This is a genomic window from Halomonas sp. DQ26W, from assembly GCF_003339685.1.
Lineage (GTDB): Bacteria > Pseudomonadota > Gammaproteobacteria > Pseudomonadales > Halomonadaceae > Halomonas.
In genome coordinates, this window is record NZ_QPKI01000002.1 from 115,502 (window position 1) to 134,866 (window position 19,365).

The following is a 19,365-nucleotide window of genomic DNA, read 5'->3' on the forward strand; positions in this document are numbered from 1 at the left end:
TGGGGTGGGGATACTATTGTCCTTTTCGCACGGCACAAACGCCAGACCCCTGCCGTGGCAGGGGTCTGGTGGCGGGAGGAAGAAAGCCGTCTACTTGGTCTTCATACCCTTGCCGACGGTGGGGTCGTTCTCTATCTTGCGCGTGATCACGTATTGCTGGCCTATCGAGATCAGGTTGTTGACCACCCAGTAGATGACCAGGCCTGCAGGGAACCACAGGAAGAAGAAAGTGAAGACGATCGGTAGCATCTTCATGATCTTCGCCTGCATCGGGTCCGGCGGCGTGGGGTTGAGCATCTGCTGAACGAACATCGAGGCGCCCATCAGGATCGGCAGGATGAAGAATGGGTCCCTCATCGACAGGTCCTGGATCCAGAACATGAAGGGCGCATGGCGCAGTTCCACAGATTCCAGCAGCATCCAGTACAGTGCAATGAAGACCGGCATCTGCACCAGAATTGGCAGACAGCCACCCAGAGGATTGATCTTCTCTTTCTGGTAGAACTTCATCATCTCCTGAGACATCTTCTGGCGGTCGTCGCCGTACTGCTCCTTGAGGCGCTGCATTTCCGGACCCAGCTTGCGCATGCGGGCCATGGACTTGTAGGCCTTGGCGGAGAGCGGCCACATGACCAGCTTGACCACGATGGTCAGGAAGACGATCGACCAGCCCCAGTTGCCGATCAGGCCATGGATTTGATCCAACAACCAGAACAACGGATTGGCGATGAACCATAGCCAGCCGAAGTCGACGGTCAGTCGTAGGTTGGGGGCTACCTGCTCAAGGTAGCTCTGCACCTTCGGCCCCATGTAGAGAGTCGCACCCAGGCGGGCTTCGCTATCCGGTGCCACCGTGCTGACCGAGCCGGCAAAGGCGGCGACATTGCGATTGCGCGAGTCGGTAGAGGCGTACTGCAGGTTCTGCTGATTCTGGGGCGGTACCCAGGCGGAGACGAAATAGTGTTGCAGGATGGCAACCCAGCCGCCCTGTACGTCCCGATTGTTGAAGCGGCCACGCTGAATATCGTCGAAATCGACCTTCTCGTAGCGATCTTCCGGCGAGGAGTAGGCGGCACCCAGATAGGAACTCATGCCCATGGCAACCCCACTGGAGGGGTCGGAGCTGTCGTCACGAGCCAACTGGCCTATGAAGCGAGCAGTAACCGGCTCCTCAGTGTTGTTGGCCAGATAGTAATGGACGTCTACCGCATAGCTGCCGCGCACCAAGGAGAATCGTTTGACGATATCGACGCCATTGACTTCCGCCGCCAGGTCGACTTCCAGGCGACTCTCATCGTCGCTCATGCGATAGCTGGTGCTTTCCGGAGTGAAGCCAATGCGACCGGAATACCCGTCCAGCTGCAAGCCCGAGCGAGCAACGTAGCTGCGGGTCTCACTATCGGAGAGCAGCACGTAGGGACGATCGGAATCCAGGGTCATACGATGCTGGGGTAGTGCGGCGTAGACGATATCGCCGCCCTGGGGGTCGATGCGTAGGTCGAGAACATCGGTGACCACAGCGATCAGGTCACGGGTGCCGGTGGCGCGAGCGGGTTCGCCCGGCATGTCGCCCGTTACATCCTGTTCGGCGCGGGGCGCGGCAGGGACGGCTAGATCATCGTCCGTATCCACCCTATCCTCGCCGGGAGCGGGCGCAGTATAGGCGGGTGCTTCAGGCTCAGGAGCAACCTGGCCATAGTCCTGGTTCCACTGAATGACGAGCAAATAGGCAAGTACGGCCAGTGGAATCAGCAGAAGAAGTCGTTTTACGTCCATTGAGAGTTCTGCCCAGTGGGTAGTGAACATGCCGCTGGAACGGAATGCGCTGCCATGTTGATATGCGAAAGCCTGCCCAAGGCAGGCTATCGTGTCGGCGACAGGTGCCGCGCCCGGTCAGGATGCTATCGACTTTCGCACGTCTCGGTCCAGTCGACGCCACATGCCGTTGAGCTGGCGATGCAGTGTCGCATTATCCAGCTCATTGGCGCCCCGTCGAGCCAGTACCACGATGTCGACTGCGGGAAGCTGATGCTGCTGGAGGCGTATGGATTCGCGAGTCAGCCGTTTCAGGCGGTTGCGATCCACGGCTCTACGCACGTTCTTCTTGCTGAAGACCAGGCCGAGACGGGGGTGGCCCAGTCCATTGGGGCACGCCAGGGCCATTAGCCCATTGCCATGAACCTTGAATGCAGCGTGATCGAAGACAAGTCGATAATCCCCGGCAGTCAGCAGACGCAGCTGCGGGGGAAAGTCGTGACCGGACACGCGCAATCCGCAATCAGGCGCTTAGCCGCTTGCGGCCCTTGGCGCGACGGCGCGACAGTACGGCACGACCGTTCTTGGTGGCCATGCGAGCACGAAAACCGTGCACACGCTTGCGCTTCAGAACGCTGGGTTGAAAGGTGCGTTTCATAACTCTTGATTCCCACGTGGTGTGTTTGGACGGAATGTCTTACAAGAAATGCCCAGGCTCCTTGCGGGAACCTGGGGAGATTCGGTTCAAGACCGGAAATTGTAGTGACTTCGGTGGCCCGGCGCAATTCCTGCAGCAAGGCATTTTTCAAATTCGTGCCTGAGGGGGCACCAATTATCACTAAAGATTTTTTTACTGATACTGTTATTAATACTGGGGATGAAATCTGTTGATAAGCCTGTTAAACCTTTTAATTACAAAGATATGCAGCGCAGCATTGTCTGTGGAAAAACACTGCGCTTCTGGTGTTTGTCCTGTTGAAGCACTGTGTGCAATTGTCGCTTTTGCTCACAGGTCTTGCCTACTGGTACAACCGTACAGTGGTTATCCTGTTGATCCAGCATACGTTTTCCACAGCGACTCTAGGCAGCGGCTGCGTGTGGATAACCCGGCGGGTGAAGGATACAATGGCCGGTCATGCATCAACCGGATGGTGAGGTCGAGTGTCGCTTGCTCTTTGGCAACAGTGTTTGGATTTCCTGCAGGACGAGCTGAACGCCCAGCAGTTCAACACCTGGATCCGCCCCCTTCAGGCGGAAGAGGAGGGGTCCAATGAACTGCGTCTTCTGGCGCCCAATCGCTTTGTCCGCGACTGGGTGGGGGACAAATATGCCAAGCGGATCAACGAACTGCTGCGCGAATTGGCACCGGCCAAGCCCCCCAGAGTGGTGTTGACCGTCGGTAGCCGACGCTCCGCCACGGCCCCCAGGCCACGGGAGTTGGGGGCGCCGGTTTCGGCCAGTCCGCGCTCGCCCTTGGGGCCAGCTGTACACACCCCACCGAGAGGGGACATTGGCGACGAGCGTGAAATCGACCGTCAACGAGAGGAGGGGAGGTCGGCACGACGTGCCGCAGGTGAGCGGGAAGTGCAGGTCGAGGGTAGCCTTAAGCACCACAGCGGCCTCAATCCCAACTTCACTTTCGAGACGTTCGTCGAGGGCAAGTCCAACCAACTGGCCAGGGCTGCCTCCCGCCAGGTCTCGGAAAACCCGGGGGGAGCCTATAATCCGCTTTTTCTCTATGGCGGAGTCGGCTTGGGCAAGACACACCTGATGCATGCAGTGGGCAATGCCTTGGCCACCCGGCGCGAGAATGCCACGGTGGTCTATCTCCATTCCGAGCGTTTCGTCGCCGACATGGTCAAGGCGCTTCAGCTGAACGCGATAAACGATTTCAAGCGCTTCTATCGTAGCGTCGATGCGCTGCTGATCGACGATATCCAGTTCTTTGCCGGCAAAGAGCGTTCCCAGGAAGAATTCTTCCACACCTTCAATGCCTTGCTAGAGGGTGGCCAGCAGATGATCCTGACCTCCGATCGCTACCCCAAGGAGATCAGCGGCGTCGAGGAGCGGCTCAAGTCGCGCTTCGGCTGGGGGTTGACGGTGGCGATTGAGCCGCCGGAACTCGAGACGCGAGTCGCGATCCTGATGAAGAAGGCCGACCAGGCCAAGGTTGACCTGCCTCATGATGCGGCGTTCTTCATTGCCCAGAAGATCCGCTCTAACGTCCGCGAGCTGGAAGGCGCGCTGAAGAAGGTCATTGCCGACTCTCATTTCATGGGCAAGCCGATTACCCAGGATTTTATCCGCGAGTCGCTCAAGGATCTGCTGGCCCTGCAGGACAAGCAGGTGGGCGTCGATAATATTCAGCGAACCGTTGCCGAATACTACAAGATAAAGCTCTCCGACCTGCTGTCCAAGCGGCGTTCCCGTTCCGTCGCACGGCCTCGCCAGGTGGCCATGGCACTGGCCAAGGAGCTGACCAATCACAGTCTGCCTGAGATTGGCGATGCCTTCGGTGGGCGTGATCACACAACGGTACTGCATGCCTGCCGCAAGGTTCTGGCATTGCAAGAAGAGAACGCGGATATCCGCGAGGATTACAAGAACCTGCTGCGGCTATTGACCAGCTAAGCCGCCCGGCGCTGGCTATTTATGCCAATGCCCGACACCCTTCTTCAGGATTAGATGTGGAGCCGACATGAGATTTTCCATTTCCCGCGAGGCCCTGCTTCGGCCGCTGGCACTGGTAGCCGGCGTGGTGGAACGCCGCCAGACCCTGCCGGTGCTATCCAACGTACTGCTGCAGGTCGATCATGAGCAGGTGGCGCTGACGGGCACTGACCTGGAAGTCGAGCTGATCGGGCGGACCGCCGCGTCGCTGGTGGAGGAGCCCGGATCGGCCACGGTTCCGGCGCGCAAGCTGATGGATATTTGCAAATCGCTGCCCGACCATGCTGAGCTACAGTTCAGTCTTGAGGATAACCGCGCCGTGGTTAGAAGTGGCAGATCCCGCTTCACCCTGTCGACGCTGCCGGTGGCCGAGTTCCCCAACATCGAAGACACCCAGGGGGATATCGAGTTGAGCTTGCCGCGGAGAACGCTCAAGCACCTCATCGAGGCCACCTCCTTCGCCATGGCTCAGCAGGATGTCCGCTACTATCTCAACGGCATGCTGCTCGAACTGCGCTCCAACTTGGTGAGAACGGTGGCTACCGATGGCCACCGGCTTGCCGTTTGCTCGCGCCCCGCCGACATCGAGCTCGAGTCGGCCCGCAAGCTGATCGTGCCGCGCAAGGGTGTGCTCGAGTTGGTGCGGCTGCTCGACGACAGCGACGAGCCGGTAACGCTGACACTGAGCGCGAGCCACGTGCGTGCCCATACTGGCGACTTCACCTTTACCTCGAAGCTGGTTGACGGCAAGTTCCCCGATTACGAGCGCGTGGTACCGAGAGGTGGGGACAAGGTTTTCATCGCCGATCGCACCGAGCTGCGGCAGGTCCTGTCGCGCACGTCCATACTTTCCAACGAGAAGTATCGTGGGGTCCGTCTACACCTGAAGGAAGGCAACCTTCAGGTCATGGCAAACAATCCCGAGCAGGAGGAGGCCGAAGAGAACGTGGCCGTCGAATATGGTGGCGATACGCTGGAGATAGGCTTCAATGTCGGTTATCTCATCGACGTGCTCAACGTGCTTGATGAGGACCGCATGCAGATGACGCTGGCAGATTCCAACAGCAGTGCCTTGATGGAAGAGCCGGGAGGCGGCGATGCCCTATACGTCGTCATGCCGATGCGCCTTTGAATGGTGCTGCAGGACTGTAGGCCGGCAGCGCACAAGCCTTCGCTGTCGTTACCGGCCAAAGGCATCGCCAGCGGCCTGAACAATGCCAATTAATCGCCTAGTATTCAATGGGTTGCGTAATCTATCGGCAGTCGATTTTGAGCCAGGGCCAGGCATTAATCTGATCGTGGGTGTCAACGGCAGTGGCAAGACCAGTCTTCTGGAAGGCATCCACATTCTGGGTATGGGGCGCTCGTTCAGGACCCGTCAGCTCAAGAATGCTATCGCCCATGAAGCGCGGGCCATGACTCTATTCGCACGCCTTGATGGCGAGCCGCCGCTGCCGATTGGCATCAGTCGTTCGCGTGATGCCGCCGAGCTGGAGATGCGTATGGCAGGCGAACGCGTCGAGCGGCTATCGCAGTTGATTGAAACCCTGCCGCTCCAGCTGGTCAACCCCGATGCATTCCGTCTTCTGGAAGGGCCGCCGGCTGCTCGTCGTGAGTTCCTGGACTGGGGCGTGTTTCACGTGAAACATGGTTTTTTCGACGCATGGAGGCGTGCGCGGCGTGCTCTCAAACATCGGAATGCACTGCTCAGGCGTGATAGAATGGATGTTAAATCGCTATCGGCCTGGGAGCAGGAGTTGTCCCAGTGGGGTAACCGGGTCGATAGCCTGAGAAGTGAGTGGATGATGGATTTCCTGCCGGTCTTCGAGGATACGCTTTCTCGTCTACTGGAGCTGCCCGACCTGACGCTGGTTTATTCTCGCGGATGGGACAAGAAGCGTAGCCTGCTGGACATTCTTGAGCAGGGGCGCGCGACCGATCAGCAAATGGGCTTTACTCAGCAAGGGCCACAGCGCGCTGAACTGCGTATCCGACAAGGGCGTCACTCAGCAGCCGAGGTTTTGTCGCGCGGACAGCAGAAGCTGGTCGTAACCGCGCTTAAGTTGGCACAGGGCAGGCTGCTGGAGAAAACAACCGGTCAGTCGTGCCTTTATCTGGTGGACGACCTGCCGGCGGAACTGGATGCCAGGCATCGCCAGGTATTTTGTCGCTTACTGGAATCGATGCGCTGCCAAGCCTTCATTACGAGTGTCGAACACGATGCCCTGGTGGGACCCTGGCAGTCTCAAACCCCGCTGGAAATGTTTCACGTGAAACATGACAACGATGGGTCAGGAAAGCTGGTGCCACAGGCACAGATAGAGACTTCATGACGGAGTAGTCAATGAGCGAGCAGGCTTACGACTCAACGAGCATCAAGGTACTCAAGGGCCTGGATGCCGTTCGCAAGCGTCCCGGCATGTATATCGGAGATACCGATGACGGGACAGGCCTTCACCATATGGTGTTCGAACTGGTGGACAACTCCATCGATGAAGCCCTGGCCGGCCACTGTACCGAGATACGCGCAGTCATTCACCCCGATGAATCAGTTACGGTCAGCGACAATGGTCGGGGCGTTCCCACGGATATGCATGAAGGCGAAGGCGTCTCGGCTGCAGAAGTGATCATGACGGTGCTCCACGCCGGTGGAAAGTTCGACGATAACTCCTACAAGGTTTCCGGTGGCTTGCACGGGGTGGGTGTATCCGTGGTCAATGCACTCTCTGAAGAGCTCCGTTTGACCATCTGGCGAGCTGGCCAGGTTCATGAACAGCTCTACCGTCATGGAGTGCCCCAGTCCCCCCTCAGCGTTGTGGGGAAGACCGAGAAGACTGGCACGCGTGTCCACTTCAGGCCTTCAACGAAGACTTTTCACAATATCGAGTTCCATTACGATATTCTGGCCAAGCGTCTGCGCGAACTTTCCTTCCTGAACTCCGGTGTGGCAATTCGCCTCATAGACGAGCGCTCCGGCAAGGAAGAGCTGTTCCACTACGAAGGCGGTCTCAGGGCTTTTGTGGATCATCTAAACACCAACAAGACGGTGCTAAACCCGGTCTTTCATTTCAATGCCGTGCGTGGGGATGGCGTCGAGGTGGAAGTGGCGATGCAGTGGAGTGACTCCTTCACAGAGAATATCTTTTGCTATACCAACACCATACCCCAGCGTGACGGTGGTACCCACCTCGCAGGCTTCCGTGCGGCGCTGACGCGTACCATGAATAACTATATCGAAGCGGAAGGGCTGCTCAAGAAAGCCAAGGTCAATACTGCTGGCGATGATGCCCGAGAAGGTTTGACGGCCATCATTTCGGTCAAGGTACCGGATCCGAAATTCTCCTCGCAAACCAAGGATAAACTAGTCTCTTCGGAAGTGAAGACGGCGGTTGAGCAAGAGATGGGGCGGCTATTCGCCGAATACCTCATTGAAAAGCCCAACGAAGCGAAAGCCATTGTCAACAAAATGCTGGATGCGGCACGTGCGCGTGAAGCGGCGCGCAAGGCACGCGACATGACTCGTCGCAAGGGAGCCCTGGATATTGCCGGCCTTCCCGGCAAGCTGGCTGATTGCCAGGAGAAGGATCCTAGTCTGTCCGAACTGTTTCTGGTCGAGGGTGACTCTGCAGGTGGCAGTGCCAAGCAGGGGCGTGCGCGCCGTACCCAAGCAATCCTGCCGCTCAAGGGTAAGATCCTCAACGTCGAGAAAGCGCGCTTCGACAAGATGCTATCCTCTGCGGAAGTTGGCACCCTGATCACGGCGTTGGGTTGCGGTATCGGCCGGGAAGAGTTTAACCCCGACAAGCTGCGCTACCACTCCATCATTATCATGACAGATGCTGATGTCGACGGGTCGCATATACGCACCTTGCTGCTGACCTTCTTCTTCCGTCAGATGGGCCAGCTGATCGAGCGCGGCCACGTCTTCATTGCTCAGCCTCCGCTCTACAAGATCAAGCGTGGCAAGCAGGAGATGTATCTCAAGGACGAGCAGGCATTGATAGATTATCTCACCACCACTGCGATGGATGGCGCTCGGCTCTATGTTAACCCGGATGCGCCTGCGGTGACCGGTAGCCAGCTGGAAAGCCTGGTCAAACAGTATCGTGACGTGATGAAGCGGATCGATCGCCTATCACGGGTCTATCCCAACGTGGTGCTGCGTAAGGTTGTGCATGCGGCCACGCTAGAGGGTGAAGCGAGCCTCAAGGACCGCGTCACCATGCAGAAATGGATCGAGTTTCTGCAGGCCGAAATGGATGCGCTGGTGGCCTATGAGGGCGGTCCACGCTATACGTTCCGACTCGAAGAGGATACCGAGCGTGAGCTATATCTGCCGGCTGTGACCCTTACGGCGCACGGTGTCAGCACCGACTATGTCTGGGGCATCGATTTCTTCACCAGCGCCGACTATCGTGCCATGGCTGCACTAGGCACCACGCTCGATGGTCTACTGGAGGAGGGGGCTTATATCGCCCGGGGCGAGCGCAAGAAATCGGTCGAGACCTTCTATCAGGCGCTGGACTGGCTGATGGCGGAAGCGCAGCGTGGCCTGGCCGTACAGCGCTACAAGGGGCTGGGCGAGATGAACCCGGATCAGCTCTGGGAAACAACCATGGATCCTGACACCCGCCGTCTGCTTCGCGTGACCATCGAGGATGCTGTAGCTGCCGACATGATGTTCAACACTCTCATGGGTGATGAAGTCGAACCGCGTCGCGCCTTCATCGAGCATAACGCCCTGGTGGCCAACCTTGATGTCTAGGCCAGCTCAGATGTAGAAAGCACTTGCGATGTTTCACGTGAAACATCGCAGCATACCCGGCAATCAAAGAAGAGAGGGCCTGCGAAAGCAGGCCCTCTCTTCTTTGTGAAGCAGTCAATCAAGAAGACCGCTCAAGGAAGCTGTGCAAAGTGACTATGCTAAAAAAATTGCGAGAACCATACTAGTGATCAGTAGGTTAGATGGGGATTAACACTCTGAGCATGCCTTGTGGAAGGTGAAGCAACGACCGGTAAAAGGTCGCATAGTTTGAGCGAGGCAAACGAAGACTTGAGCCGACTGCCTCCGATGAATGCTCAAAAGCCAGCGTAAATTAGAATCCAGGTGAGCCCGGAGCCCGACAGCGGCAGGCGAGAACGGACAGGCGCCGCGCAAGCAATCGTTGGCCAGCCCTTGGCGCGTACTATTTCTGATGGGCTTATTGTGACAGCAGCCAGTCGGTGAAAGCAGTAAGGTCATCAAAGATGAATGCCTGGGCGAGCCCGCTACCCTTGGCTTCCGTACGCCGACCCTTGCCGGTTCGCACCAGCACGGGACGACAGCCCATCGCCTCACCGGCCTGCAGGTCACGTAGGCTATCTCCCACCATCCAGCTCCCGGCCAGGGTATTCAGTTTCAGTGTCTGACGTATTTCCTCAAGCAGCCCCGGACGCGGCTTACGGCAGTCGCACCCGTCGTCGGGTCCATGAGGACAGTAGGCAATATGCGCGATATTACCGCCGGCGTCAGCCACGAGACGGTTTAACTCATCGTGCATGTTCTCCAGCGCGGCTACGTCGTAGTAACCCCGAGATATCCCCGATTGGTTGGTGGCAACGGCAACCGTCCAGCCCGCCTGGCTCAACCGCGCGATGGCATCGATGGTGCCAATATAGGGTAGCCACTCCTCGAGTGACTTGATGTAGTAATCAGAGTCGTGATTGATGACACCGTCTCGGTCGAGAATCACAAGCTTGTTGGCATCGTACATGGCATATCCGTATATGGCAGATCGGAACCTGGCGGGAAGGAGAATAGTGTTTCACGTGAAACATCCGGCGCCAAGCGGTGGTTGCCGAGGGTGAGTGTTTCACGTGAAACATCAGGTAAGAAAAAGCCGGCGAGAGGTTCTCGCCGGCTAAGCACATCAAGCGAAGGCTACTGCTGGAGCAGGGCGATATCCGCCACTTCGAGAAACAGCCCCTGGAGGCCAGCCAGCAGGGCCAGGCGATTGGTGCGGGTGGCTTCATCCTCCGCCATGACCATGACCTGATCGAAGAAGGTATCGACGGGATCACGCAGGCTCGCGAGGGCATCCAGCGCCTCACGGTAGCGACCCTCGGCAAACAGCGGCATGACAGCCTCGCGTTGGGCGGCGATGGCCTTGAAGAGTGCCTCTTCGGCCGGTTCCAGCAGCAATGCCGGGTCAACGCTGGCGACGACTCGGCTGTCCTGCTTGGCGAGGATGTTGGCGACACGCTTGTTGGCAGCAGCCAGGGCGGAAGCCTCTTCGCGCTGGGCAAAGGCCTGAACGGCACGAAGACGCCGGGCAAAGTCCAGCGGGCGAGTCGCCGGCCGGGCACGCACGGCGTGATAGACCTCGGCCTCGATCCCTTCATCCTGCCCCCAGGCGCGGAAACGGTCGAGCATATAGGTCAGGACTTCTTCGACCAGGCTCTCGGCGTAGGGGAGCTCCTGATGTTGCGCAGCAGCAAGTTCCAGCAGCTCGCGGAGATCCAGGTCGAGTTCGCCCTTGACCAGGATGTTGAGCACCCCGATGGAGGCGCGGCGAAGCGCGAAGGGGTCCTTGGTGCCGGTGGGTCGTGCGCCGATACCGAAGATGCCGGTCAGGGTGTCGAGCCGGTCGGCCAGCGCCAGTGCGAGACCGGTACGGGTCTCGGGAATGGCGTCGGTAGCGAAGCGTGGCAGGTACTGCTCCTCAAGCGCCTGGGCAACGTCGGCCGGCTCGCCATCCTGGCTGGCATAGTAGCGGCCCATGATGCCCTGAAGTTCGGGGAATTCGAGCACCATTTCGGTGATCAGGTCGCACTTGCCGAGTTCGGCGGCGCGTCGGGCGTGTGCCACGTCGCCGCCGATGCGGCCGGCGATGAAGGCGGCGACCGCCGCCGTCCGATGAGCCTTGTCAGCCAGAGTGCCGAGCTGTTTCTGGAACAGCACGCTGGTGAGGCCGTCGATGCGGCTGGCGAGGGGCTGCTTGCGGTCGGTGTCGTAGAAGAAGGCGGCATCGGCCAGGCGGGGGCGAATCACCTTCTCGTTACCCTCGATGACCTGCTGTGGATCCTGGCTATCGATATTGGCGATGGTGATGAACAGGGGCTTGAGGTTACCGGCATCGTCGAGCAGGTGAAAGTACTTCTGGTTGGCCTTCATCGAGGATATCAGGCACTCGGCCGGAACCTCGAGGAAACGCTCGTCGAAGCTCCCGGCCAGTGCCACTGGCCACTCCACCAAGCCGCTCACCTCGGTGAGCAGATCCTCGTCGATGACCGCCGTGGCCACCTGGATCTCTGCCTCGGAGAGCACCTGCTCGCGGATGCGCTCGCGGCGCTTTTTGCGATCGACCAGCACCCAGGCGTTTTCCAGGGCGGTCATGTAGTCGTTGGCGTGGGCCAGTTCGAAGGGGTCGGGAGCGTGGAAACGGTGGCCGCGGGTCGTGCGACCGGCAGATAGGCCAAGAACCTCGGCGTCGACGATGTCGCTGCCATAGAGCATCACCAGCCAATGCACCGGGCGAGAAAACTCGATGCGCGAGGCGCCCCAGCGCATGTTCTTGGGCACCGGCAGGGCGGCTACCGCCTTGGCGGCGATAGCGGGCAGCAGTGCCGTCGTGGCTTCACCCGACTGCCGTTCGCGGTAGCCGAGCCAGGTACCCTTGTCGGTCTCCAGGTGAATCAAGTCGGCTACATCAACGCTGCAGGATCGCGCAAAGCCCTGGGCGGCCTTGGTAGGCTCGCCATCCTTGTAGGCGGCGGCCAGCGCGGGACCGCGACGCTCGACTTCCCGGTCTGGCTGTTTGTCGGCCAGTTCGGTGATCTGCACGGCCAGGCGCCGGGGGGTAGCCCAAGCGTGAACCTCGGCAAAGCTGATATCGGCATCGGCGAGACCGCGGCGGATGCCGTCGGCCAATGCATCGGAGAGGGCATCGATGGCGCCCGGCGGAAGCTCCTCGGCCCCCAGTTCCAACAAAAAAGTATCAACAGCCATGGTCAAGCGTCTCCCTGTTCGGCAAGCGGCTCTTTGGCGAGCAGTTCCTGGCGCAGGGCCTCGGGGGCCATGGGGAAACCGGCGGCCTTGCGTGAATCGAAATAGGCGTGTGCCACGTCGCGGGCCATGGTGCGCACGCGCAGGATGTAGCGCTGGCGCTCGGTAACGGAAATGGCGTGACGTGCATCCAGCAGATTGAAGGTGTGAGATGCCTTTAGCACCTGCTCGTAGGCGGGCAGCGGGAGGCCGGCCTCAAGCAGCTTGGTGCACTCGTTCTCCTGATGGTCGAAGGCGGCGAAGAGGGCAGGCACGTCGGCGTGCTCGAAGTTGTAGGCCGACTGTTCCCGCTCGTTCTGCAGGTAGACGTCGCCGTAGGTGACCTTCGTGCCATCCGGTGCCACGGTCCAGACGAGGTCATAGACGCTGTCGACGTTCTGCAGGTACATGGCGATACGCTCGAGGCCATAGGTCAGTTCGCCGGTGACGGGATAGCATTCTATGCCGCCCGCCTGCTGGAAATAGGTGAACTGGGTCACCTCCATGCCATTGAGCCAGACCTCCCAGCCCAGCCCCCAGGCGCCGAGGGTGGGCGACTCCCAGTTATCCTCGACAAAGCGAATGTCATGTACCAACGGGTCGATGCCCAGGCGTGCGAGGGAGCCCAGGAAGAGCTCCTGCAGGTCGGCGGGGGAGGGCTTCATCACGACCTGGAACTGGTAGTAGTGCTGGAGCCGGTTGGGGTTCTCACCGTAGCGGCCGTCGGTGGGTCGGCGGGAGGGCTGCACGTAGGCGGCATTCCAGGTCTCGGGTCCGATGGAGCGCAGGAAGGTGGCGGGGTGAAAGGTGCCAGCGCCGACCTCCATGTCCAGGGGCTGGAGCACCACGCAGCCCTGTTCGGCCCAGTACTGCTGCAGGGCCAGGATCAGGCCCTGGAAGGTTGTTGCGTTCGGCGTCGAGCCCGGGGTCGAGGTCGACGATAGTGTCGAGAGAGTCATTGGGAAAGCACCGTTGGCCATGAATTCACAAGGCGTCAAGTATACAATCACAGACACATCGGTTATAGGCGCAGTCAGCTGCGCCGCAGCGAGGAATCCCAATGATCGTAGTGACAGGCGGTGCCGGCTTCATCGGTTCGAATCTGGTCAAGGCACTCAATGAGCGTGGCCGCACTGATGTGCTGGTCGTCGACGACCTTCTCGACGGCACCAAGTTCGTCAATCTGGCCGACTGCACGCTTGGGGACTATCTGGACAAGCATGACTTTCGCGACCGGGTCGAGGCGGTAATGCGCGGTGAACCGTCGAGGCTGCCTCCCATCGAGGCCATCTTCCATGAAGGCGCCTGCTCGGACACCACCGAGTGGGATGGCCGATTCATGCTCGACAACAACTTCGAGTACTCCAAGGTGCTGCTGCATTTTTGCCAGCTGAAGGGCATCCCTTTCCTCTACGCTTCCTCGGCGGCTACCTACGGTGGCAGCCTGGTCTTTCGTGAGGAGCCTGAGCATGAGAAGCCACTTAATGTCTATGGCTACTCCAAGCTGCTCTTCGACCAGTACGTGCGCGAGCACTGGAGCGAGCTGACGAGTCAGGTGGTGGGGTTTCGCTACTTCAATGTCTATGGCCCGCGGGAACAGCACAAGGGCAAAATGGCCAGTGTCGCCTTCCATCATCACACCCAGATATCGGCGGGGCAGGACCTCAAGCTGTTCGGTGCCTGGGATGGTTACGAGGCCGGCATGCAGAGTCGTGACTTCGTCTATGTCGGCGACGTGGTGAACGTCAACCTGTGGTTCCTCGACAACCCCGAGAAGTCCGGTATCTTCAACCTGGGCACGGGGCGTGCCGAGCCCTTCAAGGCGATCGGTGAATCCGTCATTGATTTTCACCGCCAGGGCCGGATCGAGTACATCGATTTTCCCGAAGAGCTCAAGGGCCGCTATCAGAGCTATACCCGTGCCGATATCTCACGGCTGCGCGAGGCAGGGTACGATCGGGAGTTTCGCTCCGTGGCCGAGGGGGTGGGAGAGTACCTGCACTGGCTCGGTGGAGAGAATGAATGAGGGCACCGCCTTCGTCGGGCGAGCGCATCCTGGTGATCGGCCCATCCTGGGTCGGCGACATGGTAATGGCCCAAAGCTTGCTGAAGACACTCAGGCAGCGCCAGCCCGATTGCCAGATCGGCGTCGTGGCGCCCGGCTGGTCGCAGCCGATCCTTGAGCGGATGGAAGAAGTCGGCGAGGTGGCGACGCTGGACGTGACCCACGGTGAATTCGGCTGGGGCACACGGCGGGCGCTGGCAAAGCGGCTCAAGGGGCGCTTCGACCGGGCGATCGTGCTCCCCCGCTCCTGGAAATCAGCGCTGGTTCCCTTTCTGGCGCGTATACCCAGGCGCACGGGGTTCACCGGTGAGCAACGCTACGGGCTGCTCACCGATCGACGAACGCTGGACAAGACGGCGCTGGACCAGACCGTCAAGCGCTTCGTCGCGCTGGGCCTGCCGCCAGGCGCCGACCTGGGCGCGCTGACGGTTCCCCGCCCGCGGCTGCGCGTCGATAGCGATAACATGGCCGCCGTGCGCCAGGGCCTGGGGCTTTCGTCACGAGCGGCCATCGGCATGATGCCGGGTGCCGAATATGGACCGGCCAAGCAGTGGCCATTGAGACACTTTCGCGAACTGGCCCAGCGCTTGGTGGCGGAAGGCTTCGAGGTGCGGGTGCTCGGCGGCCCCAAGGATGCCGAGGCCGGCGAGGCGATTGCCGAAAGCCAGCAGGGGGTGCACAACCTGTGCGGCAAGACACGGCTGGCCGATGCCGTGGACCTGCTGGCCGACTGTCGTCAGGTGGTCACCAATGATTCGGGGCTGATGCATGTGGCAGCGGCCGTGGGAACCCGCGTCCAGGCCCTGTATGGCTCGTCGTCGCCAGCCTATACGCCGCCCCTGACCGACAATGCCACGATTCACACCCTGGCGCTCGAATGCTCGCCCTGTTTCCAGCGAACCTGTCCGCTGGGTCATACCAACTGCCTGGTGCAGCTCTCGCCCCAGCGGGTCTTGCAGGCGATATTGGCCTCGAGCGCGGAACTCATCGGTCGTGGCTAGGCGTGATCACTGGACCGAGGCGGGTTTCTCTCCGGTAGCGTCCTTCGGTGTCTCCACGACCTGTTCTTGAGGTGCCGCCTCCCGCTCCTCGCGCTGCGGTGCAAGCCCCTCCCACAGACGTTGCTGCAGGGCGTTTTCCTCGCGCATTCGGGCATTCACGAAGTCCATGCCGTGCTCTTCGATCAGGGTGGGTTCATCAGACAGTAGTGACACGCCGAGGCCGGATCGGTGCCAGTCGATGGTGAAACCCATGGCTTCCAGGATGGTGGGAAACACGTCCACCATGGAGGCCTCGCGGGCCTGTCGGCCAACAGGGATGCCGGGGCCCAAGAGCATTAAGGTATTGTCTCGCTCGCTCTGGATCAACTGTTCCCAGGCCGAGACCCGCATGGTCAGGTGGTCACTGGCGATGACCACCAGGGTGTTGTCCAGTAAGTCTTCATTATCCAGGCGTTGGAGCAGGTCCCGGGCCAGCCAGGCCACACATTCGACCGAATAAAGGATATCCTCACCGTCGAATTCGCCCTGGCGATCGAGACAGCGCTGGGCGGGGTAGCCACTCGGAGCATGGGCGTTCAGTGAGAGGTTGACCAGCCCCCAGGGTCTCTCCTCCTCGTTCAGTCGACGGATCTCATCGACGGTGAAGTCGTAGAGGGAGTCGTCATAGAGCCCCCAGTTATTGAGATAGTCGGGGTCGTCGAGGCGGGGCTGAAGGTCTTCGCGTCCCAGAATCGTGTCGAAGCCGTGATCCTGGTAAAAGAGACCCTTGCCGGCGAAGGCGGTGCTGGCACCGCCCATGTAGGTGAGTCGGTAGCCCTGTTTGTAAAGCAGGTCGCCCAGGCAGTCAACTCCGGGTACGACATGGTCCAGCGGCGAGAATTGTCGGTCGTGAAGTAGGCCGGCCGGCATCAGCGGAGTGCCGCACTGGCTGGCTATCATGCCTGCCATGGTCCAGCCGGTGTTGTCGATCTGGTAGACACCCTCATACACCAGGCCATCCTCGCCGATGGCGTCCAGGTCGGCATAGGCGTCGCCGAAGCGCTCGCGATCGGCATAGGTGCGCTCGACGCTTTCCAGATAGAGCAGCAGGAGGTTGGGCGGGTCGTCCCGAGCGTCGAGGATCATCGGTTCCACATATTGGCGGTCCAGCCAGGCGCCATCGTTAGTAACGATAGACGCGCCGCGCTGGGTCACTCCGTACAACAGGGGGTTGCTGGCCAGCAGTACCAAGGCCAAAAAGAACTCGACGCGTCGCCAGCGGTGATCGTGGCGGAGGAGCCAGAGGAACGACATGAACAAAGCCGCCATGGAGAGGGCATAGAAGATGGCTGCCCCGACCCGACCGACACCGCCATGGTCGGCCATGCCGGCCTGAAGATGGAAGAAGACGGCACCGAGATCGACGATGCCGAAGCTTTCGGAAAGATAGATGTAGAGCCCCCATAGCGCGATGGGTACCAGTGCCCACGACCAGATGCGTGGCACGATAGGGCGCTGCGGGGAACGAGGTGCGCCCCAGCGAAGCCAGGACCCCAGGGCCAACCAGGTTGCCGCGATGAGGGGGAGCCCCCAGATCGGCAGTCGTGTCAGGGATGTGACGGCATACCCCAGGCACAGGCTAATGATCAGCAGCGAACACCAGCGGGGATAATTCATGTCACGAAACGAGAAGAAAAAAGGCATGGGCACAGAGCGCGCAAGGTGGTGAGTTCAGTTAGCAGCTTATCAAGTCGAGACCCACTTGCACCAAAAGTTGCGGATCACACCGTATGTTGGAAAGCGTCGTTTGCCGCCCCGGTACCGGCACCAGTAAACTGATGCCCCGCTCAGCTGACAAGGAAAGGCCCATGAGCCTGGCTGCCGTACTGATCGTCAAGAACGAGGAGGCACACCTGCGAGCCTGCCTTGAGACACTGAGCTGGGTGGACGAGATCGTGGTGGTGGATGCCGGCAGTATGGATGCGCGAATTGCTACGCTTGTCTTTCATTCTCATGGAGTTCGTTGAGCTTGGCATATTTCATGTAGGCGTGGAAAGCTGTTGTAATGGCGACAGTCACGCCATCGCTTCCCTGAAGGAGCCCACCTTTTAAAACAAGCTTGCGAATTACGGCACTCAGGGCGTGCATGGCGGGCCGCAATGTTGAGGGGGGGATACCTCTTTCCTTCATCGCCCAAGCATCCCGAGTCGATAGCTGGTCGATCCGCTTTATCCAGTGAGATAGGTCGTCATAAGTGAAGTGACGGATATGCGCATTGGTATCCTCGCTCCTCAGTGCCTGGATCGAAGAGTGGGCCTTCTTTGGCAAGTAGCCTGAACGTGTACGATTGTAGAGCCTAATTACCTTGTCGGGGTAGAAACCCGCTGCCTTGATCCAGTGATTGCCGCAGAAGTTACGCCGTCTGAAGCTATAAGCTACCGATGGATCATCCAAAGATAAGCTGAGTATGGCTTGGACGGCATCCTCATCCAGTCGCTCATCGGCATCAAGAGCAAGTATCCAGTCGTTACTGGCATGAGGCACTCCGTGTGCTTTTTGTGGGCCATCTCCGAGATACTGCTGCAACAGGACAATGGCCCCCTTGCTTTCCGCAATCTTCACGGTGTCGTCCTGGCTGAGTGAATCCACGACAATCACTTCGTTGCAGACCGACATCAGGGAATCGATGCAATCACCAATTCGCTCCTCTTCGTTGAGAGTTATGACAATGCCTGTAATGGGGGTCATGGTGAGGACTCTCGTAAAATATGCGATTTCAGTAGGTTGGCGATGCTTTCGCCCGCGGTGGCAATATCGATGCTGGCCATGTCGGACTCGGCGGCACCCGCCGGCGGACTGAAGGCGAGCCGGTGCGACTCGCTGTTGCAGGTCTGCCAGCGCAGCGGTGTGGCGGATCGTCGGGCTGGATAGAACCCGGCGGTGGGCCGGTCGAGACAGCCGGCAATATGTAGCGGACCGGTCGAACCGGCGATGAACAGGTCGGCCGCCGCGAGAGCCATCGCGAAGTCGCCGAGCCCGCTTCGCGGCGGTAACACGGTTGCCTCGAGGCCATCGCCCACTAGGCGGTCGCGCAGCTCACCGGCGGTGGCCTCTTCGCCGGGTCCCGCCGTCATGACCCAGATCGGCCTGCCTTCGCCTGCGCGCTCATCGATCAGGCGAGCCAATTCGGCGTACTGCCTGGGTGTCAGGTTTACCGCCGAGCCGCCACTGCCGGCATGCAGATAGACCCAGGGGCGTGACGTGGCGATGCCCAGCTCCTGGCCGAGGAGGGCCCTCTGCGCGGTGGCCGTGCCGGCAGGAAGCGGCCAGTAGGGTGGTTCCGCGCGAGCGGCTGGCGCCATGCCCAGGGCGAGCAGTAACGCGTCGGCCAGCTCGATGTTGTAGACGTATTCCGGCCGGGTGGAACGGGACCTGCGCTGGATGACACGATGGTTGTAGAATAGCTGCGCCCACTTGGTAGCCGGCGCTACGCGGCAAGGAATGCCGGCGCGCCAGCCCAGCCAGCCGATGCGCGTCGTCGAATAGAGAGTCAGCAATGCCGCAAAGTGCCCCTCTCGAATCCGCGCCAGCAGTGAATGCTGCTCATCGCGACCGGCGTCGCTGCCCGGGTCCAGGATCACCTCGTCAATCCAGGGACACAGCCGGGCCAATGGCGCCGTATAGGTGGGGACCAGAACACTGATATGCAGGGCAGGCGCTGCGGCCTTGAGGCTGGCAAGCACCGGCCAGGCCAGCATGAAGTCGCCGACCTTGTCGTTACGCACGACCAGTATGCGGGTCGATTCGCGGGGATTGCCCCCGTTGGTAGAAGACGTCATCTGGGCTCCCATGCCCCGGTGACCGAAGAAGGA

At 60.1% G+C, this 19,365-nt stretch carries 16 protein-coding genes; 7 read left to right on the forward strand and 9 right to left on the reverse strand.

The features are described 5' to 3' along the window. Positions 1-90 precede the first annotated feature (90 nt). The 3 genes from yidC to rpmH all read right to left on the reverse strand — a co-directional run bounded on the left by yidC (position 91) and on the right by rpmH (position 2,413). On the reverse strand, positions 91-1,776 hold the full coding sequence (gene yidC / locus DU490_RS01640; protein ID WP_114572598.1) for a membrane protein insertase YidC: 1,686 nt from the start codon (positions 1,774-1,776) through the stop codon (positions 91-93). 117 nt (positions 1,777-1,893) lie between these two features. Continuing rightward, on the reverse strand, positions 1,894-2,265 hold the full coding sequence (rnpA, locus tag DU490_RS01645; RefSeq protein ID WP_114572599.1) for a ribonuclease P protein component: 372 nt from the start codon (positions 2,263-2,265) through the stop codon (positions 1,894-1,896). Positions 2,266-2,278: 13 nt separating this feature from the next. Next, the gene (gene rpmH / locus DU490_RS01650) at positions 2,279-2,413 is read right to left on the reverse strand and encodes a 50S ribosomal protein L34 (protein WP_043514730.1); all 135 of its coding nucleotides are present in this window, start codon (positions 2,411-2,413) and stop codon (positions 2,279-2,281) included. A gap of 503 nt (positions 2,414-2,916) precedes the next feature. Between rpmH and dnaA the strand changes: the two genes are divergently transcribed. The 4 genes from dnaA (at position 2,917) to gyrB (ending at position 9,190) form a co-directional block, all read left to right on the forward strand. Further along, positions 2,917-4,386, forward strand: coding sequence for a chromosomal replication initiator protein DnaA (gene dnaA, locus DU490_RS01655; RefSeq protein ID WP_114572600.1), 1,470 nt, complete (start codon positions 2,917-2,919; stop codon positions 4,384-4,386). Positions 4,387-4,453: 67 nt separating this feature from the next. Further along, positions 4,454-5,557, forward strand: a complete 1,104-nt coding sequence (gene dnaN / locus DU490_RS01660; protein ID WP_114572601.1) for a DNA polymerase III subunit beta — start codon at positions 4,454-4,456, stop codon at positions 5,555-5,557. Between the two features lie 82 nt (positions 5,558-5,639). Then, the gene (recF, locus tag DU490_RS01665; protein ID WP_114572602.1) at positions 5,640-6,758 is read left to right on the forward strand and encodes a DNA replication/repair protein RecF; all 1,119 of its coding nucleotides are present in this window, start codon (positions 5,640-5,642) and stop codon (positions 6,756-6,758) included. 11 nt (positions 6,759-6,769) lie between these two features. Then, positions 6,770-9,190: a DNA topoisomerase (ATP-hydrolyzing) subunit B gene (gyrB, locus tag DU490_RS01670; RefSeq protein WP_114572603.1), complete on the forward strand. Its 2,421-nt coding sequence runs from the start codon at positions 6,770-6,772 to the stop codon at positions 9,188-9,190. Positions 9,191-9,626: 436 nt separating this feature from the next. Here the strand turns inward: gyrB and gmhB are convergent, their stop codons facing one another. The 3 genes from gmhB to glyQ form a co-directional block, all read right to left on the reverse strand. Continuing rightward, the gene (gmhB, locus tag DU490_RS01675) at positions 9,627-10,178 is read right to left on the reverse strand and encodes a D-glycero-beta-D-manno-heptose 1,7-bisphosphate 7-phosphatase (protein WP_114572604.1); all 552 of its coding nucleotides are present in this window, start codon (positions 10,176-10,178) and stop codon (positions 9,627-9,629) included. Between the two features lie 167 nt (positions 10,179-10,345). After that, positions 10,346-12,412 carry a glycine--tRNA ligase subunit beta gene (gene glyS / locus DU490_RS01680; protein WP_114572605.1) on the reverse strand — a complete coding sequence of 689 codons (2,067 nt, stop codon included), beginning with the start codon at positions 12,410-12,412 and terminating at the stop codon, positions 10,346-10,348. Positions 12,413-12,414: 2 nt separating this feature from the next. Then, entirely contained in the window at positions 12,415-13,407 is a 993-nt protein-coding gene (gene glyQ, locus DU490_RS01685; RefSeq protein ID WP_114572666.1) for a glycine--tRNA ligase subunit alpha, read from the reverse strand. Between the two features lie 101 nt (positions 13,408-13,508). On the opposite strand from glyQ, the gene rfaD reads away from it, so the two are divergent. Continuing rightward, the gene (rfaD, locus tag DU490_RS01690) at positions 13,509-14,474 is read left to right on the forward strand and encodes an ADP-glyceromanno-heptose 6-epimerase (protein WP_114572606.1); all 966 of its coding nucleotides are present in this window, start codon (positions 13,509-13,511) and stop codon (positions 14,472-14,474) included. After that, positions 14,471-15,514, forward strand: a complete 1,044-nt coding sequence (waaF, locus tag DU490_RS01695) for a lipopolysaccharide heptosyltransferase II (protein ID WP_114572607.1) — start codon at positions 14,471-14,473, stop codon at positions 15,512-15,514. The genes rfaD and waaF overlap by 4 nt, the downstream gene beginning before the upstream one ends. Before the next feature lie 6 nt (positions 15,515-15,520). Here waaF and DU490_RS01700 read toward each other — a convergent pair whose 3' ends face one another. Further along, entirely contained in the window at positions 15,521-17,170 is a 1,650-nt protein-coding gene (locus DU490_RS01700; RefSeq protein ID WP_114572667.1) for a sulfatase-like hydrolase/transferase, read from the reverse strand. A 191-nt stretch (positions 17,171-17,361) separates the two neighbouring features. Between DU490_RS01700 and DU490_RS01705 the strand changes: the two genes are divergently transcribed. Then, on the forward strand, positions 17,362-17,520 hold the full coding sequence (locus tag DU490_RS01705; RefSeq protein ID WP_258801109.1) for a hypothetical protein: 159 nt from the start codon (positions 17,362-17,364) through the stop codon (positions 17,518-17,520). On the opposite strand, the gene DU490_RS01710 is transcribed toward DU490_RS01705, so the two are convergent. Together DU490_RS01710 and DU490_RS01715 are read right to left on the reverse strand one after the other, a co-directional pair. Then, entirely contained in the window at positions 17,486-18,241 is a 756-nt protein-coding gene (locus DU490_RS01710) for a glycosyltransferase family 2 protein (RefSeq protein WP_114572608.1), read from the reverse strand. The two genes, DU490_RS01705 and DU490_RS01710, sit on opposite strands and share 35 nt — an antisense overlap. Further along, positions 18,238-19,332 carry a glycosyltransferase family 9 protein gene (locus tag DU490_RS01715; RefSeq protein WP_114572609.1) on the reverse strand — a complete coding sequence of 365 codons (1,095 nt, stop codon included), beginning with the start codon at positions 19,330-19,332 and terminating at the stop codon, positions 18,238-18,240. Before DU490_RS01715 ends, DU490_RS01710 begins: the two co-directional genes overlap by 4 nt. Positions 19,333-19,365 lie beyond the last annotated feature (33 nt).